Genomic DNA, 23,063 nt, shown 5'->3' with positions numbered 1-23,063 from the left:
GTATCTTCTCGGAGAAGACAGGGAGCCATGAGCCCAACGGAACGATTGTGTCTGACCAGAAGAGACTTCAAGCTAGAGAGCAGGCCCACGAGCGCGGGCTGTACCCGGCGCCGCTCAACGAGGGCCGATCGCGGAACATGCAGGCCAACCGCCGGGCGAACACCAAGCCGGAGGTGGTGCTGCGCAGTGCGCTGCACCGGCTGGGGTATCGCTACCGCAAGGATCTTCGCCTTGATCTTGGAAAGCTGAAGGTTCGTCCGGACATCGTCTTCACCGCGCGGAAGGTTGCTGTCTTCGTGGACGGCTGTTTCTGGCATGTCTGCCCCGAGCACGGCCGGCAACCGACGACAAATGAGTGGTACTGGACGCCCAAGCTCCGTCGGAACATGGAACGCGACCAGGCAGTTAACGAGGCGCTGAGATCTGCTGGATGGCGGGTCGTCCGCCTCTGGGAGCACGAAGCGCTGACCGCCGCCGTTGAGGCGGTGATCGCTGCAGTCGATCCCAGTTCCGAACATGCGAGCGACTCTAGCGCTACTGGCTGACAAGTTCCCCAGGTTGGCAAGGTGTATGCGGACAGGATGACGGTAAAGCTTCGCAGAAGCCAAACTGATCATGCTGACACCGGGAACCGGTGCTCGAGCCATGCTTGTACGGCTTCTGCGTCTCCGTACCCATGACGCCGGAGGACATCGACGATGTCGCGGGCACAGATCATGACGATGGGATGCGCATCGCCGCGAACTTCCTTGTAGACCTGGCTGTTGAAGTGGGAGGTTGTCACGAACACGCCGAACTGGCGGTGGCGGATTCTGGAGATCAGCCGGGCTACGTCCTCGACGCTCACCGAGTTGCTCGGGGCATAGCACTTAGCTTCGAGAGCGAACTCGACGGCTACCCGATCGCCCTCGGGCCCTAGAAGATACTCGCCAACAGCATCGCGACCGCCATCGCGGCTATGCCGGGTGACCTCACAGGCGCCCGTTGAAGGGGCTAGCATCCGCCAGATCTCGACGGCACAGGCCTCGAAGTCATGGGGACGGCCGGCAAAGTGTCTGTGGATGGCTGCCACCATCAGCTTGCCACCCGCGTCAGGCAGCTGCTCCGCCGTACTCCGAATGACCGTGGTGGACGGCGCGAGGAGCGTTTGGTACGTGCGGGCTTCAACCCACTCACGCCATGGCGGCGGGCAGTTCGGCCCGAGTGGGTCTCCGCTGACGAGATCCATGATCCAGGCTCGCTCGATCTTCGGGAAGTCGAGAACCGTGAACCGGGCACGGTAGTTCTGGAAACGAATACCACGGGTCGAACGCCAGATCGCTTGCAGCTCATCGTCGGACGTCAGTGCGGCGCCGCCGGGCGCAAGAAGGCCACGGAAACGGATATCGCGGCCAGCGGGGGCTGCCTTCTCGAACAGGAAGAATGGTGGCACGCTCACTCGAGCGTCGCTGTGGCTCCAGTTGAAGGCATCGCGGAGCAGGAGATTGCCGCGACGCGAAGTCTTGTGGAGTTCTGTGCCCGGGCGACGGTTGTCTCCGTAGAAGGTGAAGAGGCCGGTCTGAGCGTCTAGTTCGTCTGGCCAGTCGGGTTCGGCGCCTGTGGTGAAGAGGACCGCGAATCGGACGCTCTGCCGCGTGGGGGAACCGTTGCAGCGGAAACCGCCCCGGTTGCCGACTCCAGGGAGGAGCCGGGCCAGGGGGTCGTCGGACGCGTTGCCTGCGCTGCCGCCCGCAAAAACGGCATCCACCACGAGATCAGCCGTTGCTAGAGCAGCAAACGGCACCGTCTGATCTTCATCGCCCACACGGGAAGGTTACTCAACATGCCCGGATTCGCGGTATTAGAGCCCGCTTACCCGCAAGATTGGATGACACGCCGCTCCTCTGGAAAACTACTCCTGCGCTGAGGCCGATCGCTTGATCTCTGGCAAGGTAGGCGCGGGTTCCACTGGATCACCAGGTCCTGCGACTACCCATCGCTTTTCCTTGAGAACGATGTACGGCAGGTCGCCATGCTCAGGGCGGCGTTCCGCGAGCCGGACACTGATGGACTCACCCGCGCCAGGGATCGGAAGCCCAAGCTGACGAGCAAGGTCTCTATGACTGTCGTACTGGCCGAAGATCACGATGCCCTCAGGCTGGAGCCTGGAGCGAGCGCCGCCATTTCCGCGGATCCGCTTCATGTAGTCTTCCTGCTGCGCCACGGTGGCCACAGCCGTCCTGCTGACCAGCCGGCCCTGTGCTCTGCGAAAGAGTTCGTCTACGCGTTTGCTTCCATGGCCCTTGCAGTTGTGCCCCGCAGGCCCACAGCCGAAGACGGCAGCAACATCACCTTCCGGTATGCGGAGCAGCACATTCTCCGGGAGAGGGGCGTTCTGGAACAGCCAGCGAATGGTCTTCTTGCCTTCCTTCGTCAGGCGGCGCTTGAGATCACGGTTTCCCTTGGCTGACGTTAGAAGGTGCGGACGTGCACGAACCAGGCCCGCAGACCATTGACCAAGCTGATCATTCCCCCAGAGGCCTAAGAGAAGCTGCCCGACTGCCTCCGGGGGGATCATCCAATCCCCGAGATCCTGGGAGTACTTACAGTCCACCTCGACTCCGACGATCAGGTAGTCCAGTAAGTGGCCATCGTCGAAGTCGAACTCCCGCTGAAGGTTGATCTCGACCAGTGTCCCGCAGTGGGTCTTCTCGGTCTTGTGTAGCTGCTGCCAGCGGAAACGGCCGGTGTGCTGACCGTCCAGGAGCATGTCGAACGTCCTCCGGATCGACTTTGCGATTCTCACTCCGTCCTCGTCGACGCCCATGAGGTGGGAGAAGACTGCTTCCAGCTCCGAGTCGTTCACAGGCTGGGTGACGTCGCTGCTGTCGATGCTCAACTGCCGCTCCCCAATACGATGCCGAGCTGCTTCTTGAGGGCGTCCCGATGCGCGGCGGGAAGCTGGCGGTAACGCGCCCAGGTCTGTTCGGTGTCTGTCGCGGCCCTTCGATCGGCCACCATCCATGTCAACAGCTTGGCCTTCTCTCTCCTGGGCAGTTCCTGAATACGGTCCCATATTTGCTCGGCGGAGAGCTGGGATCCCGTCAGGTGCCTGGCGGTCTCGTTACACCGCGCACGCTCCGTAACAAGATCCTCGAGCTGGGCAGCCGAACCATGCTTGTGTGGCGTGATGTGCTCAAGGGTGAGCTGCGCGTGGTTGCCGGATTCGTCGGGGTATTCCTTGCCGGCGCTAATGCCGCAGCGGACACAGCGATGGTTGTCCCGCTCTATGACCTTTCTTCGAAGCTTGCCGCTGATCGTTCGCAGCCCAACCGAGCGCTGCCCAGGCTCCCAAATGTGGGTACCGACCTTCTCGAGGTACAACTCATCAGGGCCCAGGCTGGCCATGTCGCGGTAGGTCTTGATAACCCAGCCGGCCGGCCGGAGGTCTCGCATCCGCCGATCCACCTGCTCAATGCCGGGGATCGCCTTCCTCAGCTGCTGCTTGTTGAGCCGGTTTCCTTCGTCAACTTCACTGTGTAGCCACAGAGCGACGCGAATCCGCGTTCCCAGCTTGTCGTTCGTCCAGACGACGTCTACCAAGAGACCCTCGCTCCCGGTCATAGGACCCGATGAGGCTTACTCCCCACCAAGATCCCTCCTCTCGGAACTAGCCTTCTGCGGCGTGATCAGGCAAATTATTGGCAGAAGACGGCATCTACCTAGCTAGATGCAGCTATGCCCGCTTTGATCCGATATTTATCGGTGGCGCCATGTATCTTCACCTATAGAACGGTTCGATGTTCCTGCAGGCCGCAACCCTCGGATGGGGCCACTGTGATCTTTCGTACCACCGCTCAAGATGTACTCGACCTGTTCAACGTGACCAGCCCCACCGAAGTCGTGCTCCAACGATGGCTTGACGACCCAGCCAAGAAGGACACGGTCGTCCCTCACGTGCTCGCACATCAAACCTCCACGATCTACCGTCTGACTCCTGAAGACGTAGAGCGCGTCTGCATGTCGACCGAGCATGCCCTCGGCGAGGTGAAGCGTGCCACAGCTGAGAGCGTCAAGGCGATCGTTGACTGGCATCCGGACTTCGCTTTCACCCATACTTTCCATCTCGCAGTCGAGTCATTGGAAATGCTGCCAACCTGGCAGCAGTTCCGGGCGTTCGTGCATGACGATCCTCGGGGAAACGAGATGTTGTGGCGTCCTGCTCAGGACAAGATCACCCAGGTATCGTCAACGCTGGGCGGCCCCAGCAGGACCGTAGTCACAGCCTCCATGCGTTGGAGAGTCGGGAACGCCTACTACTCCTTCCTCCGGGAGATTTTCGTAGTCGTGCATCTCCGCAACGCTGGGCTTGACGTAAGGATGCATCCCCTTGCCGATGCGCTCTTCCGAGTGGACTTCTGGTGCGGTCGTACGGTGTGCAGCTTGCTTGTGAAGAACGCCAAGTTCCACAAAGATGGCCAAGGGCGCAAGATTCCAACGAGCGAACTTCTGGCGGGCGCTGTTCCACCCTTCCACTTTCACCCTATTCAGCTGGCGCGGGCATCCAGGTTCGGAGTTGTGCATCTTCCAAGCCCGGAGCAAGTCCGCGGCGCGGCGAGGACTTTGGGTGCGGCTCTCCATGCGTCCGCGGCCGGTGGCCGTTGAATCACCCCAGGCCGGGGCGCACAAAGCAATCTATCCAACTCAGGGGGCACACCAGTCTGCATCAAACTTGGCGCGGTCCACTGTCGGGGCGGCTTATTCTCGCCGACAGTGGATGCCAAGGCGCCGATCATACTATCCGACCTCCATTTCAAGCGGCATCGACCCCCGCCCACGCCTGTCACGCAACCGGCAATCAGCGATTCGCTAAACGATCAAGCAAATCCATCGTTACATAACCAGAGTTCACGGTCCTCCCGGAGCACTTAGCCCAGGTGGCGCAGGAGTTCGCGGATGTCTGCCAAGTCCAGGCCGTAGCTGTCCACGGGCTCTTCGACGAGGTCTGCGAGCTGGCGCACCTCTGGGTCGTCCAGGATGCTGCCCATGAACTCCAGCTTTGCCTCGAGACGCAACTGGACCACTTCGTCAATGGTGCCTTCCGCGACGAGAACGGTGACCCTGGTCTCCGTGCCGGGTGCCAAGCCCAAGCGGTGGATGCGATCAAGGCTCTGCAAGAACCGGCCGGCCATGAAATCGCGATCGATATAGATAGCGTCGTGGCAGACCTGATGCAGGCTTATGCCCTCACCGAGGGTCGCTGGATTTGAAATCAGCACCATGCAACCCGGGTCTTCGCGAAACCGCCGGATTTCCTCGTCTCGATCGGCCGTGCCTCCGTGGACGACGGCCGGACAATGGGGGGAGAGAAGCTGGGCCAGGGTGGTGATGTTGCGTACGAAGGTCGTCCACACGATCGTTTTGCGGCCGGCTGCTGCGTTGGTAGCGACGATGTGGGCAGCCTCCTGGTACTTGGGGGAGAGTTCGTAGCTGGGCAGGTCGCGCAGAAGCGCATAGAGAGAGTCTCCGGGGGCGGCTTCTAGCGGCGATGGCCCATAGGCGAGCGGCTCGTACGGGCTGCTGCCCTCGATTAGAAGTGCCGGACTGGTTGCGGCCATGATCAGGCGCAGCGCTGCCCGGCCGAGGGCTTCGATATCGTCGCGGCATGCCTCAGCCCGCGCAGAGAAGTTTCCCTTGAGCGCCTCGTACACCTCCCGATGGATGGGCGGCAGACTGATATAACGGACTTTCGGCTCGAATGGTGGCAGACTCAGTTCCCGCTTGGTGGTGCGGGTGAACAGCGGACGCAGCACGGTGCTGGCGTAGGCGAGATCGCCGCCGCGTACGGCGTCAGAGACAACGCGTTTGCCGCGGCCGGGCCAGACGAACGACAGCAGGTTCTCCAGGTCCCGAGCGCCGTTTGGGGCCGGGGTGCCAGTGAGGATGAGCCGCCGGGCGGCGACGGGCCCGAGTGCGAGGCAGGCTGAGCCGTAGGTTCCGTTTGCGCCAAGCTTCATACGGTGGGCTTCGTCGAGCACCAGCATCGATGGCGCGGCACCCAGCCAGGACACGAGTCCAGGCACAGCCCGGGACAGGCGCTCGTAATTGACCAGCAGAACCTCGGCGCCGTAGTCGGGAGTGCGGCTCATGACAGCGGTGCGCGGGGGCGTGCGGAAGCAGAGCTGGCTTTCTGTCAGCCAAGCCTCGTAGGCGGACTTGGGCCCGACGACGAGGAGCCGCTTGGCCAGGCCCTGTTCGCGCATTGCTGCGTAGACGGCGAGTGTGACGCGCGTCTTGCCAGCGCCGGGGACGCTGAAATTCGCGCCGTGGCCGAGCGATAGCAGCTGTGCAGCGTCACGGAGCTGGAAGAGGGTGAGGTCTCCGATCCAGCCTTCTCCAAGTAGCCCCAGCACATCGTCTGGCGTTATCGCGCCTTGGCCGACGTCTGCTCCGTTGCGGAGTGTCTGTTCGGCTCGCTCGGCGTCGTCGAGGACACCGTTGACGAGTTGGAGAAGAGCGTCTTCCCACTCGACGCCATCGTGGCGCCAGGAGCCGAGCTCGATGAGGCGGTCGAGGAAGTCATCAAGATCGAACTCCCCCACCAGCGGCCCGCGCTGGCCGCCTGGGGCGATGCGTGCGGCGAGGTCTGCGAAATCCTGCTCGTGCCCGGGCGCTGTGCGCAGGACCACGCGGGTTCGCGAGACGTCGAATGCTATCCGCAGCGACGGCTCCTTCTGTGTTACCGTCACTGCTGCCTCCCCACAGCGCCGTTGAGCCATGTCAGGCCCTCGCCTGGGAGCGGTACGCTCTTGCCGGCCTCGATGGCAACGCGCTCCATGACGGTGCGCAGTTGGAGTAGGGCGTCGTCGAATGCGCCTTCATCCAGACTGGCGTTGCCGCGGGCGAGGACGAGGTCGGTAACACACTGCTCCAGGTCCTTACAAGCGTCAGCGACGCGGTCAGGGGCGGCGAGGCGCTTCTTGCGGAGCCGGAAGTCCTTGCCAGCAAACTCCAGCGCCTCGTTGAAGACTTCGTGTGCGCGTTCGAAGACCTCGGCTGCTGCCCTCTGCTCCTCAGCGGTCGTAGCGGAGCCTGCCGCCTTGACAGCTTTGGCTCGCAGGAGGGAGTCAGTAAGAGTCTTGGCTGCGGTGACCCTCGCGCTGGCAGCTTGGACAGTGCGGCCAAGGCCAGGGATGGCTACAGCTGTGGTCTCCTGTGCGGGTTCGGGTCTGAGCTCTGCGGGCAGCCGCTTGTCCAGGAAACGCTCGTGGAAGTCGGGCTGGATGAACCGGACATCCGTCTTGGCGAACTCGAGCACGATGGCCGCGAGCCGACCCTCCTTCATCAGGTCGGCACGCTCCCGGTTACGTGCAGATTCGGTGTTGTAGGTGCGGTAGAGCTCAGCGAACCTCTCCTTGGCGTTCTCGAAATCCATGAGCCGCAAAGAGATAGTTCCGGTAGAACTGCGGTTGAGGAGATCCCGCAACTGGGCCAGGATCCACAGGTCACGATCACAAGCCGGCGTTGTGGTGTGGAAGTTCCGGGCGATTTCCGGCAGAGGCTTGCCAAGCTTCACCTGCTCCTCCAGGGCGAGCAGGTGGTTGATGTAGGAGTAGTCCCGTCGGGTGTCCGGGCGCAGCTGGAGGGAGAGCTCAACGGCGTGGATGTCGCTCCACGTGCAGGTCTCAGGCAGGACGCCGACCCGCATGCTGGTCCGCCCGAGTTCCTTGAGGGCAGCGCGGCGGGTGTTTCCGTTGACGAGGATGCAGTCGCGGGTGATCAGCCCGGGTTCGTTCTGCTGGTACTCGCGCAGGCTCTCAAGCAGGTCCTCGAAGGCCTTGTCGGTCACGGAGGGGTCGGCGGGCAGTGCCTTCAGCAGGGAGTGGAGGTACTCCTGACTCTCAGGGCTCCAGGGGTCCTCGTCCAGCGCTCTGTCCCGTGCCGGGTCGTAGGCTCGTTGGGCGCGGATGCGGTGCGTGCCGGGGTTGTAGCGCAGGACCTCGACCGGCATGTCGATGACCTCGACATGGATGGGCTTTCCCCGCCATTCAACTGTCAGCGTCTCCGGGACCCCGCTCCCGTTGCGCAGTTCCTTCAGCCGCTGGGCCACGAGTTCGCGGTTGTCGGCAGCCTCGCGGGGCTGGCCAAAGTCGATCGTCACGTGAGTGCTCCTTCGCATGGGTGAAAGCGATCAGAAAGCTGCCGGGGCAGCACCGACACACGGGCTTCGGTGCTTGACCCGCGGCTTGGATAGGGGCTATTGGAGCATGCCGCGGACCTCGGCGCGGGCCGATGCCGGCAGGGTGCGGTAGACGCCCCAAAGCTTCTCGACCTCGTTGAAGCTGCGGGCGTCCCGCTCCATCCAGGCGGACAGCATCTTGCGCTCGTACGTCGACAGCTGCGCCAGTGCCGCCGCGAGGGCACCTAGATCACAGTCGGTGTCACGCCCGCCGACGCGGCACCGGTTGCACTCGGTGACCAGCTGCACTTCGGTGCCCCCGCTGGGCAAAGTGATCTGGCGCCGCGCGATGTCCAGATGGGAGGTTGCTCCGTGACCGTCGGCGTACGCTTCACCGTTTCCGATGCCGCAGGTCCGGCACAGATAGTTGTCCTCCATCAGTACGGCACGACGCTGTACGGCTCCCACGGACTCGGTCGCCTTGCGGCTTCCCATGCCGGGCTCCCAGACAGGCAGACCCTGCCGCACGAGTCGATGCTCTCTGGGATCGAGAGCTGGATCCTCCCGGTTGGTGTCGATCTGCCACTCGTGGTCACGCAATTCCCTCATACGGCGGTCGACCTGGCTGACTCCGTCGAACGCGGCCCGCAGCTGCTCCTTGGTGAACACGCTTCCGACTCCGACCTCCTGCACTAGCCACAGCGCAACGCGCTTCTTGGTGCCGAGTTCTTCGTCCGTCCAGGACGGTATTGCCACCATGTTCTTCGGATCCTCTCATCTGCAACGCGTGACGGCCCAGAGCTGTCAAGCGGGCCGATTCCTTCAGCTCCTCCAGCGAAGCGCAAGCATCTACGTCACGGGAAGCCTTTCCTGTCCCTGCTATGTCCCGCTTGCCGCCGTGTCCCGCGGTGTCTCTCTGATGCAACAGGACCCCTCAACTGTCATAGGCGTCCGCCAAGATGGAACTGATATCCCTGCGGGACCCCAAGGAGTCATCTGTGCCTCCACGCGGGCGAAGGAAGCCCCTTTCAACCTCCCTTTCACCGGCGCGGCGCGAACTCGCCCAGGCGGTGCGCATTCTGTTGCATGACACGGGCGGGTCATTGCGCAGCGTCGGGTTTCAGATTCATCGCTCCCGCTCCGCCCTCGACCGGCTTGCGTCGGGGCAGGTACAGAATCCCGACACGCAAATGGTCCTCGCGCTCCGCCAACTCGCGGAGCGCAAGAACCCTGCTGGGACCGTGACCGAGGAGGAGCTGCGACGCCTCCTGCAGCGAGTCTTGGACGAGGGCATATTCACCGCCGCAGGGCCGGCTGCGGATATCGTTGCGCACGCGGATGGTGGGACCTCGGCGGCAACGGCGGCCAGGACCGGCGCCTTATCCGTTGCGCCGGTCCCGGCCGCCGACGGGAACCGGCGCAACGGCTCGACGGCGGAGGCACTGTGGCCGGTCGACGAACTGGTCCTGCATCTGGACCACGGCCGTTACGAGCATGCCGTCGGCATGTTGAACTATGCCGGCGGCAAGGCGCCTGCGGTGGAGGCCGCTGCCGCGATCCAGGCGTGCCGAGCCCGGGGCCTCACCGAGGCCACAGACACCCTTCTGCGGGCAGTCGGGAGCAGATCAGAAGGGATCGTCTTAGCCGTAGTCAGCCACTTGATAGAATTTGGCAATATTCCGGATGCTGGAGCACTGTCACGAATGCGCTGCAGCGTTCAGGATGCATGAGCAATCCCGTTTGCGCTCCAATGAGACCCTGGCGGTTAATTCGGGCGACACCCCTCGATGTCCGTGATCTCGGGCTGGTCTGCGACGACGATGCCCTGTGCGGCCGGTTTCCCCTCACCTCGGCCATGGGGTGGAGATCGTTGTGTCAGTGCATCCGCGCCCGTGGCCGCAGATACCGGACATGACCGTGAAGGTGGCCCGGGCTGTTTCGGCGAAGGGTGCCTATCGGCTGGCCACGCGGGTGCGTGATGAGCTGGGCGAATTGTTTGCCGATGCGGAGTTTCGCCGCGTACGGGACGCGGGAACGGCCTGGCCTGCCACCGGGGATGCTGGCACTGATCATCGCGTTGCAGAAGGTGGAACTCCTTGATTTCCATCACCCGGCACTCAAGGTGTCCACACCTCGAGGTGAGGCCTCGCTCTCCCAGACGGTAGACGGCGCGACCTTTATGCCGAGCGTGGTGAGCTCTCTGTGGACCCGCTGGTAGTCCGAGCTCGGGTTCTCGCGAACCAGGTGCAGAATGAAGGCGCGGATGGAGCGCACCGTGGGTGGGCGCCAGGGCTGCTTCGGCCGGCATGACGACGTCTCATCAGGTCGCAGTGTCGGCGCAGGACCGTGTCCGGCCGGACAAGGAGCCGTAGTCGGCGCAGGACCTCGCGCGGCAGTGAGGTCAGCAGCGTAGGGAGAAAGGCCCGGTCCTCGGGCGCGAATCGCACTCTGGTGCCAGCGCCGAGTTGCCGGTGCAGGACGGCTATCTGGTGACGCAGAACGAGAATCTCCAGACAGTCAGGTAGGCCAACCGAAAAGGCACAGCGGATCATCCTGCCGGACGCGCTTCCGTCTCCCAGGCGGCCGAAGCACGCGTTCACCAAGCGAAGCCCCCCAGAGTCATGACCTGGGCGGATGTAGTCTATCGGCTGGCGCAGCACCCGGCCGAAGGGGCTGATCTTCTCCGAGATCTGGAATGCCTCGAAGTCGTCTGATCAGGCGTCGATGATGGCGGCCTCGGCATGCTTTGGATCGCGGGCGGCGAAGGTAACGACTCGACCATTCTCTGTGGCTGAGATGGGGGCAGTGATGTTGAAGGCCAGGATCACGTCTTCCGGTGCGATCACGCCGGAGGCGTCGGGCTTCCACTGTTCATTCGCGATCACCGAGTAGACCAGGATAGCGCCGCGCAGGGGCGCCGCGAGGCGGGCGGCCACGGAATCGGTGTCCAGGCCCGTCATCCTGGCGATCCGCTCGGCGGACAGGCGGTGTTCCATGCCGGCGATGCGGTTGAAGTACGGCCCGCGGCTACGGGTACGGTTGACCAGGCTTACCGGGCCGTGACCCAGGATGGTGGCAGTCGGAAGGTCCCTCTTGCGGTGCTGCGGGAAGATGACGGCCCAGTCGCGCACCTGGTCAGCCTTGAGCCGGGCCAGCCATCGAAGGTCCGGCTCAAATGACTTGTCCAGCCACTGCAAGCCGGTCAGCACGTCGATCAATTCGGCGTGCGCGATGATCCCTGTCTTGGCCGGGTACGCGGAGGTCTTCGTGGACAGGAAGCAGTCCTCGGTGGCAGCGGCAAGGAGTGGCTTGCTCAGCTCGGTGTTCGCGCGCAAAGCGGCCGTACTCGTCGGGTACGCCAGGGGTTCCAGCGGAACGCCCGGGGAGCAACGCTCGGTCAGGTAGGCGTTGTACATCTTGTTCGCTGCGGTTGGCCTGAGCCACGGCAGGTGCTGCGCCACGAGAGGCGGGATCTCCCGCGGTGTGATCTGCGGCTTCCCGTCGATCATTACGGCGTAGCGCCGGAGCTCGGTCCGGAAGTGCTCCTCGTCGAGAACGATCGCGCGGAAGGCGGTGTGAAGGTCATCGGTGATGAACAACCGGACAAGGTCCCGGTACCCCTTGCGGTAGCCGAACCATCGTCCCATCTGCATCAGGGTATCGGCCTGTTTCGTAAGCCGGCGGTAGTAGGAGACGGTGAGACCCTCGATGGTGAAGCCGCGGGCCAGCTTGTTGCCACCAACAAGGATGCGCCAGACCTGGTTGCGATCGAAGTCGAGCTCCTCTTGCTCGATGTCCTTGTCGCTGTTGACGACAATGACCGGGTTGCCGACGCTGCTAATCCGGGCGACGGCCTCTCCGATATGCGGAACTAGCGCCTCGAATGTCCCCGGGATGGGCAGTCCGTCGCCAATTTCACGAGACACGGGAAGGACATCCCGCTCGTAGAGCTGCCGGAGTCGCTCATTGGCGGAAGCCGACACATAGCCGGCCGACTTCCACATCGCGTATACCTGCTCTGCCATCTCACGGTGCGTGTCTCGCTTCATGGCCTCGTGGATGAGCATCGTGTGGTGCCTGAACGAGGAACCACTGACTCGCTCGCGGAAGACCTTCACGGCTCCTGTCAGCACGAAGGTGTCCATCGCGCGCAACAGCTCGGTGTCATCCGGCTCTTCGCTCAGTTTCCGGACGTGCGCGCACTCTCTGGAACCAGCGAAGGTGCCTGCCTCACTGCCCGGTGAGGAGTCGAGGTCGTGGAAGTCCGAGGCGCCCATGTAGCCAGGTGCGAAGGGCAGGGAGATGAGGAAGTCCTTGGGAAAGATGTCCTCAGCGTCGCTCGGGTCGATGAAGACGTTGGCGAAGGGTGTCGCGGTGTAGCCTACGTACTGGGCTCTGGGCAGCATGACCAGAAGCTGGGAGATGAGCCGGTTGATCGCAGTCCGCTCCACCTGGTCGGCTTTCCATTTCTTCGGATTGCTGGTATTGACAGAGGCCTGGTCGGATTCGTCGTCCACGATCAGGGCGGGGATCTCGCCGAGTCGTATGCTGATCTTCTTGAGGTCCTTGACCAGTTTGCCGAGGACGGTTGCGTTCTTCTTCACCACCAGCAGTCGGGCGTCGCTGAAGAACAGGTTCTCTTCGTGGAAGAAGGGCCTGTTGCGCTCTCGTTTTTTGAAGTCCAGCGCTGCGATGCCAGCCTTGAGGCTCTTATAGTCGAAGCGGTGGGTTGTGAGCCGGTCGATGTCCGGGAACCCCGCGTCTGACGGTCGGACCCCATGACGAAGAAACCCGTCGTTCAGCCACTCGGGGTCGTCCTGGTAGTCCAGGGAGTCCAGTGCCTCGTGGTTGGACTCGTCGATGCCGCGCAGGATGTTCTCGCGGCCGAGCAACTCCATGTCCAGTCGGCGCTGTGTCTGCGCACGGAGCAGGTCAGTTGTCCCGGTCAGGACGATGATCAGCCGATAGCCGGCGTCGATGGCCTTGGCGAGCACACCGGTGAAGTTTGCGGTCTTGCCGCTCTGAACGTAGCCGACGACCAGGCCCTTCGCCTGATATGCCTCTGAGCGCAGGGGGTCGGACAGCCATTCGACCACCCGCTCGGTGGCGATGTCGAGTGCTGCGACGGCTCCCGGTTCCCAGGCGCGCTTCTCGCTGAGAAACTTGCTGTAATTATCCCAGTAAAAGCCGCGCTCCTGGCGCGCCGGGTCGTGATACCACGGATCCCAGTCTCCAGCGATGGTGATGGGCTCCTCGACTCCGGCGATCGGAAACTGCTCCCGGAGCAGGGCCGCTGTACGGTCATCGACCTTGAGCAGGCGGACGATCTCAGCGCGCCGCTCCTCCGTGTTGCGAAAGGTCCCGGCCGAATAGGGCTGGTCCGCGTCGGCGTTGTCCCAGGTGACGAGCCGCAGACGGAGGTTCCGGACCACCTCGTCGTCCTGTCCGGCGCCGGCCAGATAGGCGCGGAATGCCTCGTCGTTGCAAGCGATGTCAGCGTTCCTGCTCGCCAGCTCATGCAGGTCGCGCGGCCCGCGGCGCTCCATGATGGTGAGGGCGTCAAGGTACGCCTCCCGCAGCTCGGCGGTCATGCGGACTCCTTTCAAGGTCAGTTACGGCTGGTTGCTCTTGGCCGCGGCGGTGAGAATCTGCTGGTAGAGCGCGAGGTTATCCTTATCGCGCGGACCGAGGTATTCGCCGCCGAACAGGTTCTCGGTGAGCAGGAAGAGCAGGGCCTTGAGTAGCGGTGCGTCGTTAACACTGCGCCGTTGGCCAAAGGCAGCCGGCCGATGGCGCTCATTGAGCCAGAGCACTCGCTGGTCGCGATCCAGCTCGAAGAAGTCGTCGCGAGGGAGCATCTTCCAGCGGATATCGATGGGGTCAGCTTCCTCGTCGAGCGGGATCTCCCGTTCGATGGCTTCACGAAGCTCAGGCGCGATGCCCTTGCCAGGCGGCGCCATCGGGCGCCGTTCACTCTTGCGCTTGCGGGAGTCGCTGAAGGTGGTTTCCGCAGCTGTGAAGTAGTCCTGAAAGGTAGTCCCATCGTCAGCGACAGCCTGCTCCGCCAGCCGTGCGAACTCTGGACCGACATTGACCCTTGACTTTTCCGGGTTCATGGAGAAGATCCGGATGATGTCATCGTCGATTTCGACTTCGACCCGCGCCAGCTGCAGCCGCCGGTGCATGGGGTGCAGGCCGTGCCAGCTCCCCCCAGCCTGGAGCAAGCGGCCGCGCCGGTAGAAGTAGATACCTTGCCGTGCTTCGGCTCCACCAGGCAGCTTGAACGCCTGGGAACTGGCCCGCGGGGACCAGATATGACAGCGGAAGGAGAGCGATACCGCATCGCGCTCGGCCTTCAGCTCCTTCGGGTAGCCGTGCCTGCCGGAACGCTGGTAGCCCAGGGGGTTGATGGGGTAAACGGGAGTGCGCATCGGAGGTGCGTCGAGATCGACGTCCTCCACGTCGATCTCGATCACGATGCGGCCAGCCTCAAGGATCTTGTGGAAGACCAGGCCGAGGTGGCTGCGCAGTGCGCTCGCCGTCTGGGTGATGAACTCCTCGACGCGCGCGGGGTCGCTGGTGGCAGGGAATCCGCTGACTTCGTCCCAGCGGATGACCGTTCCAGTAGCCAATCCTGGCAATCCCCAAGCGCGGCCGAACTCCGCGCTCGCGAAGGCGGTGGAAATGACATCGCAGTGAAAGCCTTTGCGATTGCCGTCGAGTAGCCACCTGCGGCCTACGACCGCCGAATCGGCAGCCTTGGATATCACCGTCAGACTCTGCGCCTGGCTGAACGAGGCGGCCTTTAATCCGAGGCCGAACCTTCCCAGGTCCGCGGACTGGTAGTCCCGCTGCCCGCCGACGGTCATGGCGGTATCGATTGCAGAGTCAGGGATACCCTTGCCGTTGTCGACGACGTAGAGCGTGGTCAGGCGGCCATTTAGCCGAACCATCCTGATCAGCACGTGTGTGGCGCTGGCGTCGATGGAGTTGTCGACCAGGTCAGCGATGGCGGTCTCCAGAGAGTGATTACGGCCGAGGCCGTCCAGCGCTCGCGGATCTGGCGGCAACTCGATGGAGCCGCTGGTCGGCACTCGTCGATGCCAGCCGGACGCATGCACTTCCTCCGGCGTATCCTCCTGTGCGTGTTCCGCGGCAATAACCGGCGGGGATTCAGGTTGCACAGGCACCGCAGGCACAACCGGCCCAACCGCAGGAGATGGAATGACCACCACTTGCGGTGATCTTGCGGCATTGGTGATGGCCAGCCGTATCCCGCCGCGATCCCGAGGAGAGGCGTCACCAAGGTCGGCGGGGCAGGCCGTCTTCCGGTGGACCAGCACGGCGTTCGGGCGGCCGAAGCCGTGCGCCTTGATGTCCACACCCGCCACGTCGGTGAGCGGAATCTGCAGCGCCACATGGCCTGCTGGCATCGCGACACCGAGCAGTCTGGCGCTGGTGACTACCAAGTGAGTGATCTGCGGGCTGAACAGCTTGACGGCGAAGATGGCGCGGGTTGCCTCACGTGGGGCAAGCAGGCCGTCCAGGAGGGCGAAGTCCTGCGGCTGGACGCCGCTGCCAAGCTGCACGTCAGCATGCATCGTTCACCAAGCCAATGCGTTCCGGTAGGCCGCTGATCCGCCCGGCCGCGGCCAGACGGCTAAGATCGGCATTGAGAGTTGCGGTGATCTCGGCGCCGGTACGGCGCCAGCCAAAGAACCGCGTCACTTCCGTGATCAGGTCTGCCTGGGAAATCCCGGGAGCGTCCCCGATGATTCCGAAGATCGCGGCATCCCGCTCGGCAGGTGCGATTTGCCCGACCTTCCGTTCCACACCATCACCTGGGCTCCTGGCCACGATCTTGTTGCCAGGCACGTAGACGAACTCCTCCTCCAGGATCAGCTGGCCTTCTCTCACCAGGCCGTAGAGCACGTAATTGAGGTTGTCACTGATCCGCGAGCCAGTGCGGCCCACTCCCCAGGCTTCGCGGGCGCGCTGGTAGAGAAGGCCATGGTGAATCGGTGCCTCAGCCGACGCGATTTCCATGAGGAGCGCCCGCAGCTGCGGCTGCGCGTCGTACAGATGCATCTCCGGGAGAGTGCGGGGGATTAGCCGTGTCCGAGCGCGACGATATGGCTCTCCCCAGGCGACAGGCTCTTCGGTCGCGTTCTCAACCATCACCGATGCGGGTTCCGCAGCGGGTATGGCGATCTCAGGCTCTTCGGCGTGCACTACCGCCTGCTCGATCGCCTCGCGGAGCCGCAGCCCGGCTCCGCGAGGGTCTCGGTACCAGTCGGCAGCCCACAGACGATAGGTGCGCCAGCCGAGCAGACGGAGCACCTGGTCACGAAGCCGGTCGCGGTCGCGGGCTACCGCAGAGGAGGCGTACATCCGGCCATCGCACTCGATTCCAAGTACGTAACGACCTGGGTCTTCGGGGTGCTTGACGGCGACATCGATACGGTATCCGGCGATACCTACCTGCTCGGTGACGTCGTATGCCCAGTTGCGGATGACTTCGGCGATGGTTCGCTCGAAGACCGGGCTCTCGCCCGCGCTGGCGTGCCCGGGCAGCATATCGGTGCCGCGCTCGGCGTATTCAAGGTAACGCTTGAAATACTGCCGGCTGGTGTTGTTGCTGTCGGGGATATCCGAACCGGAGATGGAGGAGATGACCTCCACCCTGTACCTGGCCCGGGTAATGGCGACATTGAGGCGCCGCCAGCCATCGGCGCGATTGAGTGGCCCGAAGTTCAGCGACAGCTTGCCACGCTCGTCGGGGCCATACCCGACTGAGAGAAGGATGGCGTCCCGCTCGTCCCCCTGAACCGTCTCAAGATTCTTGACGAAGAAGCCGTCCAGACGCCCTTCGGTGAAGAATTTGTCGAGGTCGGGCTGGGCGAGCCGGGCACGCTCCACCGCATCTTCGATGGCCTGGGCCTGTGCGCTCGACATGGCAACCACTCCGAGGCTCTCCCCGGGCCTGATCCTGAAGTGCTCCAAGACCCGGCTGGCCACTACCTCCGCCTCGATGGGGTTGTTCCGCGCTGTGCCCCGGTAGTACCGTCCCGTCACCTTGTGGAAGGTGATGCCGGGGTAAGCCGCACTCGTGCGCGGCGCGGGGAAGGTCACCAGTGCGCCGTCGTAGAAAGCCTGGTTACTGAAGGCGATCAGTCCCTCGTGCCTGCTCCGGTAGTGCCAGCGCAGCGGCATGCTGCGGATCTGGCCGCTTGCCTTGCACAGGTCTAGCAAAGACTCGAAGGTGTCGGGGATCTCTTCGTCGTATTCGTCGGTCTCCGCCTCGGCGACACCGAAGAAGTTTGTCGGCGGCATCTGCTTCTGGTCACCAGCGACAATCAGCGATTTGCCACGATATATGCAGTTGATTGCATCATGCGGCATGACCTGCGACGCCTCATCGAAAATGACGACATCGAACTTGAAATCCGGCGGCAGAAATTGGCTCACCGTGAGCGGGCTCATCATGAAGCATGGCTTGAGGCGCTGTACCACATCCGGCGCTTTATGTAGAAGCACGCGCACTGGCAGGTGCCGGGACTTCTTCTCGGCTTCCCGCTGGATGATGGCGGCGGGCCCGAGGAAAGACTTGGGCATACGCGCGTTGCAGGCGTCTATCACCTGCGAGTAGGCATTCGCTATCACAGCCTCGTCGAGCCTGCGAAATTCATCGACCAGGTCGTCGCGTTGCGGGCCGCGGACCACCGCAAGAGCCGGATCGCGGGAGAGTACATGCTCGGCCCAGGCCCGTAGGACGGCGCACTCCACCAGGCTGGGGAAGTCCGCTGCGCTGGCCGACTGGGCAGCGGAGCGCTCGATGAGGTCGGCCAGGCCATACTGGCCGAGGATCGTGCTGCTGTTGACGAAGGCCCGCCACTCCTCGGCGCCATTGCGGTCCGCCAGAAGCCTCGTCACAGTCTCCTGCGCGGCGTCAGCTGTGCTGAGCAGAGCTGAGAGGAGCTCCGCATTACGCGGGCCGCTGAACAGTTCTGACAGTTCGTCGGCTGCGCGCACATAGCGGGAATAGGCGCTGGTCAGGACTGGATCCGGGGCCGAAGCAAGCAGCGCGTGGGCGGCCATCTCAGGTAGCGGGCCGTGCGCCCAGTCCTGGGCCCGCTCGGCCCAGGTCAAAGCGCCATCAATTGCGCTCTGAGCGGTCCGGATACCGTCGAAGAGCTCCCCCAGGATCTCGCGGTCCGCGTTGGCATCCGCGGCTAACTCCTCCTGCGAGCGCCAGGCATCGATCGCCAGGCCCAGCCTGCGGCGCGCCGAACCGAGCGTGTTGTTCTGAGCGGCGCTAATTTGATCGACGTGCTGAGCGAGTTCAGCGGCGGAGCGAAGCGGCCCAAGGTGTGCTCGGTACCAGGCCACCACATCTGTTAAGGGCATTCGTGCCAGCTGTGGACGTCCGCCCGCCTGTGGAGCCGGCGCCAGTTCTGCCTGCCAGCGTTCCAGGTCTGCACAAACTGACGTTGCTACCTCCGCTGCAAAAGCATTGGGTGTCCCGCCATGGGCGACTTGTGCGTTCAAGGCCGCACGGTTCTGTACAGGTCCGGCCAGTCCCTCAATATCTGCAGCAGCGGTCAGGACCTGGCGGATTAGCTCGTAGTCTGTCGTCTCGCCGTTCCAGTAGGCGCCGAGGGCGCCGGCATGTGTGGCCACCACCGCGAGGTAGCGCTTATGCGCAGCTCGCCAGGCTATCGCCTGCGGAAGGCGCTCAGCGGTGGTCTTGCCGAACACGCCGTCAGTAGTCAGGCTGGCGACGTATGCCTTGTCCTTCCTGTACGCGGAGGAGAGCTTCTTCAGCCCCCGATACAGTGTGGCGAACCGGCTAGCAACCTCCGCGAGCTGATCGCTGTAAAGCACCGCATCGGTGAATAGATCGGCTGCCGCGCTCCTGGCATAGATCAGCTCGTTGATCGCAAAGGTCAGCTCCCGGACAGCGGCCGTGGCAGCCTGACGACCCGCCGGAGTGAGCCAGACTGCCTCGGGCCAGGCCTGGGCCGCCGAGTACGCTGCCAAGCGGCAAAGCCGCAGCCCAGCATCGGCACTGACCGGTACCGCCACGCCGTACAGCTCGGCGAGGTCGGACAGGGAAAGCTGGTGTCTGACGAGCATGTCGGCGGTGGCGCTCAATCTGGAGGACAGCTCTTTGGCCTGCTGGGCAGTAAGTGCCGTGATATCGATACCGTGCGGACTGAGCGTGGACAAGGCCAGCTCTTCGGCAGAGGGCGCCGGAGTCAGTGACCGGTCTAGCTCATTCCAGCGCGGACCGGCGTCGTGTACGACGCGGTCGATTACGTCGAGGACCTGGTCACGGCGCTGCGCGAAATCGAGCAGTGCGGAGCGGAGGCCGGGAAGGTCGGCGCTAGTGAGCCAGTGAACTGGCACAACCGGTCGCTCGGCGGTAGCCCCGAGCAGATCGATCAGGTCGCCAATACGCGCCGGGTCGTTCATCCCGAGCGGCATGGCCAGCTCGTAGTGAACATCGAGCGCTGTGATGAGGGCGTGGTGCTCTTCGCCAAGCCGGTCAAGGTAGATTTGTGGTGAACTAGCGCTGGCCAGGCCACGCCAGAGGAAAGTTTCGCCCTCGGCGACGGGTCGCCAGGCCTTAGCAACCCCGCGCGCCGCCACCAGGATCTCCTGGAATTCCCTGGCGGTGACTCGGCTCGGGTCGAACGTCCTGCGGGGCGCGAGTTGCCTGACACCAGCGAGCTCATTGAGCCGCCCCAGCACGTCATGGAGGGAACGTTCTAGAGGCTGGCGTATGCGGTTCATCGCGTCCGCGTAGCCCGACAGGTCACCGAGAAGCCCTCGCAGCCGATCGGAGTCCACGGAATGCTTGACCGCCTTGGTGCGCTCCATCAGCGCACGGCCCAGTTGCTGAGCGACGTGTTTGCGGCTGGTGTTATGAGAGTGCAGCGGTAACAAGAATGAATCAAGGCCGGCATGGTTCAGCCGGTTGCGTACGACGTCGAGCGCCGCGGCCTTCTCGCTGACGAACAACACGGTACGGCCAGCATGGAGCAGTGACGCGATCATGTTGGCGATGGTCTGGCTTTTACCGGTGCCGGGCGGGCCGTCCATGACGAAGCTGTGTCCGTTGACCGCCGCGGCGATGCACTGCCGCTGGGAGGAGTCGGCGTCCAGAACGAGCGGTGCAGTCTCCGGTGGCTGGATTACGTCAAGGTCCTTCAACTCGGGTGGATCGAAGTAGAGCCCCTGCGTCAGCGGGCTCGGATCGCCGCTGAGCGCGACCGCTGCGACTAGCGGGCTGCTGAGCACGCGCCCCTCATTGTCGAGGAGGTCGCGGTACATCGCCTCCTTATGGGACTGGAAGATCGCCAGCACCACCCGGTCGGTGACCCGCCAGCCATGTATCCCCCTGACAGACTCACGCACCGCAGATATCGCTGATGGGAGATCCTGCATCGCCTCAGGCGCGGGCCACTTAATGCCGAGGGTCTCCATCTTGACGGCCAGCGCCGGGTTGGGGATCGTGTCGTCTTCTTCAGTGGCCCTCATCCGGAAACCAGAGCCGGTGTTAGTGCGTTCCAGGTGCACAGGCTCAAGCATGAGTGGCGCCGACATGAAGGTCTTACCCCCGTCGTCACTCCACTCCAGCGCGCCCATGCCGAGTGCGAGCGCCCACAGGCCGGTATCAGTGTAGATCTGGGTGCTGTCGCGGTAGAGCTTGCGCAGGGCGCGGGTAAGCGCTGCCCGTGAGTCCTTGTGGGTGAGGATTTCGCCATCCTTGAGAGCGAACTGCCTTTTCCCCTCCAGGTCTTCTGGGAGTTCGGCGAACGGCATGCCCTTGTCAAGGCCCCTGATCAACTGGTGCGTGCCCGGTTGAATGATCTCAAGGCCATTCGCGCCCGGCTTGAAGTTGAGCAGCTTGTTGCGGCCACTGAGATCGATCAGCGAGTCGCGCCACTTTCGCAGCACCTTCACCAATTGCGCCTCGCGGCCTTCATCCAGACTGACCTCGCGCTGGAACGCAGAGGCCGCGTACCGTTCGGAAACGGGAGCCTGCTCCTGCATGGCCTGCTTAAGTGTCTCGGCGTCCGAACTCAGATACCTTAGCGACTCGCTGTCGCTGGTATGGGAGAGCAGATCCTCAACCCGGTCGTTCATTCGGTGACGAATCACCGCTAGCTGGGCTAGCCGCTCCGTCTCGACGACCGTGGCAGCGTATGCTTCCAGCTCCTCGACCTTGCTGGTTAGCTCAGTCAGCGAGGCATCCAGAGCCTGCTGCTGGGTGGCGAACTCGGCAACGTCGGCCAGATTGTCCAGATCGCGGCGGACCTCGGTCTGCATGCGTGCGAGCTTCGCGATCTCCCAGAGCTGCTGCGGCAGCATCACCGCCGCAGCGGCGGCATCAAGCTGTTCTTGACGAGTGACCTCGGCGGTCAGCACCCGGTTTGCCGCGACTAGGGCTCTCGAGACGAGTTCACGGCCCGTTTTGTCGAGCTCGGAGGCGATGACGTAGCGATCGTGGTAGGTCTGCTGGAGCTCCCGGGCCAGCTTCCAGTCAGCCTGAGTCGCCGTAGACAGTTGAAGGCCTTGCAGTTGTGGATTGTCTTCAATCAGCTTCCGATCCTCGGCAGGGATCTCCGGATCAACGACGGGCCAGTCGCTGTGCCAGCTCTTCGTCACTGCACACTCTCTATCCACTCATCGATAACCGCGCCCGCGACGCCCCGGTATCGCGGCTAGCTCGACACAGCATAAAGTGGTCAGGTCCCATGGAATACCTGCCCACCATCTCTCTTCAGGCCGATACGCCAGAATGCTGGTGAGGGTAGTGTGCCTGAGGGGAGGCCACGCTTCTGGTTCCACGGGTGAACTTGCTCCCGCTTCAGCGGGCACCATCGTTTGTGGTCGTCAGGCTACTGCAGCGTCCTCGTAGCGGCAGGGCTATTGAGATGCCCAGAAGATTCCGGACAGTCGGCTACATAAGCTGACAGAAGTCTGGAAGAGGTGGGTGTGTGACGCGAAGTCGCAGGTACTTTTCGTCCGAGTTCAAGGAGAAGCCGTCAGCGTGGTGCTGGAGGGCGCTCTCTTCGAGCTCGCCCAGGTAGGTGCGCCGCAAGATCAAATAGTTGTCGTCCTGGCAGGCCACCCATAAGCCTTGCAGCAAACGCGCCAGATGTGCATGGGCCCTCCAGATTCTCCGCCACGCACTATCGAGATCCTCGCTCGGCCTGACCGCCTCAGCCCACCCGTTCCGCGTTGCGTGCCCGCGGTCGGAGCTGATCCCCCTCGACGTCCCACCTCCGACCGTGCCGCCCTCGCCGATACCCTCCGGCAGCAGCGTCACTGGTGGCCTGTACCGCTTCAGAGCTATCGCAGGGTGCTTGACCTGCAGGTCGACCCAATGTGCCGGGATGGGCAAGAGGGGTTCGCTGATCGCCTCGTCGCAGCTCGCGGCCAGCCGCTGGTGTGGTCTGGAAGGAGGGGAGCACCGGCAGCAATATGCACTGGCTGCTCCCTCGTGTCCGCCGCCTACTGCGCGGATGTATTGGGCGGGTGTCCTTGGCCGCGGTGATGTGAAGCAGCATGGTCATCGTAGGGGCCCTCCCGAGGCTTTGGCGGAGATCAGCCAATGTGCGGAAGGGCAGTGCCGGCTAGATAGTGCTTAATGCGCATCCGCATGGAGCGGTCCATCTGCAGCTGGGTGACCTGCTCGCGAGGCACCCAGCAGACCTCGCGAGACTCGTCGCTTGGCATAGGCTCGCCGCTGACCGGCTGGGCTGTCAGGACGATGGAAAACTCCTGGCGGGCCTCACCGTTGGGGTGTTCACGAGTTGGTCTGACCTGGAACTGAGTGGAGGCTCGGAAGATCGCTTCCCAGGATCCTTGTGATCGTTTCCCTGGAGGGAGGTGG

General features: G+C 63.5%; 12 protein-coding genes and 1 pseudogene. 3 read left to right on the top strand and 10 right to left on the bottom strand.

The annotated features are described in order from the left end of the window. Positions 1-47 precede the first annotated feature (47 nt). Positions 48-545 carry a very short patch repair endonuclease gene (locus tag AB0J97_RS04290; protein ID WP_364084300.1) on the top strand — a complete coding sequence of 166 codons (498 nt, stop codon included), beginning with the start codon at positions 48-50 and terminating at the stop codon, positions 543-545. A 68-nt stretch (positions 546-613) separates the two neighbouring features. Here AB0J97_RS04290 and AB0J97_RS04285 read toward each other — a convergent pair whose 3' ends face one another. From AB0J97_RS04285 to AB0J97_RS04275, 3 genes are all read right to left on the bottom strand, one after another. Further along, entirely contained in the window at positions 614-1,804 is a 1,191-nt protein-coding gene (locus tag AB0J97_RS04285) for a restriction endonuclease (RefSeq protein WP_364084297.1), read from the bottom strand. Positions 1,805-1,891: 87 nt separating this feature from the next. After that, positions 1,892-2,878, bottom strand: a complete 987-nt coding sequence (locus AB0J97_RS04280; protein ID WP_364084294.1) for a NaeI family type II restriction endonuclease — start codon at positions 2,876-2,878, stop codon at positions 1,892-1,894. Next, positions 2,875-3,582 (bottom strand): HNH endonuclease, encoded by a 708-nt coding sequence (locus AB0J97_RS04275; protein WP_364084291.1) that lies wholly within the window; start codon positions 3,580-3,582, stop codon positions 2,875-2,877. The genes AB0J97_RS04280 and AB0J97_RS04275 overlap by 4 nt, the downstream gene beginning before the upstream one ends. A gap of 234 nt (positions 3,583-3,816) precedes the next feature. Here AB0J97_RS04275 and AB0J97_RS04270 point away from each other — a divergent pair, with 234 nt between their 5' ends. Beyond that, positions 3,817-4,644 (top strand): hypothetical protein, encoded by an 828-nt coding sequence (locus tag AB0J97_RS04270; protein ID WP_364084289.1) that lies wholly within the window; start codon positions 3,817-3,819, stop codon positions 4,642-4,644. Positions 4,645-4,907: 263 nt separating this feature from the next. On the opposite strand, the gene AB0J97_RS04265 is transcribed toward AB0J97_RS04270, so the two are convergent. The 3 genes from AB0J97_RS04265 to AB0J97_RS04255 form a co-directional block, all read right to left on the bottom strand. Next, positions 4,908-6,728, bottom strand: a complete 1,821-nt coding sequence (locus AB0J97_RS04265) for a DEAD/DEAH box helicase (RefSeq protein WP_364084286.1) — start codon at positions 6,726-6,728, stop codon at positions 4,908-4,910. Next, positions 6,725-8,140, bottom strand: a complete 1,416-nt coding sequence (locus tag AB0J97_RS04260) for a transcriptional regulator (RefSeq protein ID WP_364084283.1) — start codon at positions 8,138-8,140, stop codon at positions 6,725-6,727. Before AB0J97_RS04260 ends, AB0J97_RS04265 begins: the two co-directional genes overlap by 4 nt. 96 nt (positions 8,141-8,236) lie before the next feature. Then, positions 8,237-8,917, bottom strand: coding sequence for a hypothetical protein (locus AB0J97_RS04255; RefSeq protein WP_364084281.1), 681 nt, complete (start codon positions 8,915-8,917; stop codon positions 8,237-8,239). A gap of 239 nt (positions 8,918-9,156) precedes the next feature. On the opposite strand from AB0J97_RS04255, the gene AB0J97_RS04250 reads away from it, so the two are divergent. Beyond that, on the top strand, positions 9,157-9,888 hold the full coding sequence (locus AB0J97_RS04250; RefSeq protein WP_364084278.1) for a hypothetical protein: 732 nt from the start codon (positions 9,157-9,159) through the stop codon (positions 9,886-9,888). Between the two features lie 984 nt (positions 9,889-10,872). Here the strand turns inward: AB0J97_RS04250 and AB0J97_RS04245 are convergent. From AB0J97_RS04245 to AB0J97_RS04230, 4 genes and pseudogenes are all read right to left on the bottom strand, one after another. Beyond that, a complete protein-coding gene (locus tag AB0J97_RS04245; RefSeq protein WP_364084275.1) occupies positions 10,873-13,749 on the bottom strand; it encodes a Z1 domain-containing protein in 2,877 nt (958 codons plus the stop codon). 21 nt (positions 13,750-13,770) lie between these two features. Next, a complete protein-coding gene (locus tag AB0J97_RS04240) occupies positions 13,771-15,759 on the bottom strand; it encodes an ATP-binding protein (RefSeq protein WP_364084272.1) in 1,989 nt (662 codons plus the stop codon). Then, positions 15,749-21,832, bottom strand: coding sequence for a DUF3320 domain-containing protein (locus tag AB0J97_RS04235; protein WP_364084269.1), 6,084 nt, complete (start codon positions 21,830-21,832; stop codon positions 15,749-15,751). The genes AB0J97_RS04240 and AB0J97_RS04235 overlap by 11 nt, the downstream gene beginning before the upstream one ends. A gap of 942 nt (positions 21,833-22,774) precedes the next feature. Then, positions 22,775-23,063 (bottom strand): annotated as a pseudogene (locus AB0J97_RS04230) (hypothetical protein); the annotation flags it as partial.

This window comes from Nonomuraea sp. NPDC049607 (assembly GCF_040675375.1).
Taxonomy (GTDB): domain Bacteria; phylum Actinomycetota; class Actinomycetes; order Streptosporangiales; family Streptosporangiaceae; genus Nonomuraea.
Note: the sequence above shows the minus strand (reverse complement) of the source record. Positions and strands in the feature narration are given on the sequence as shown.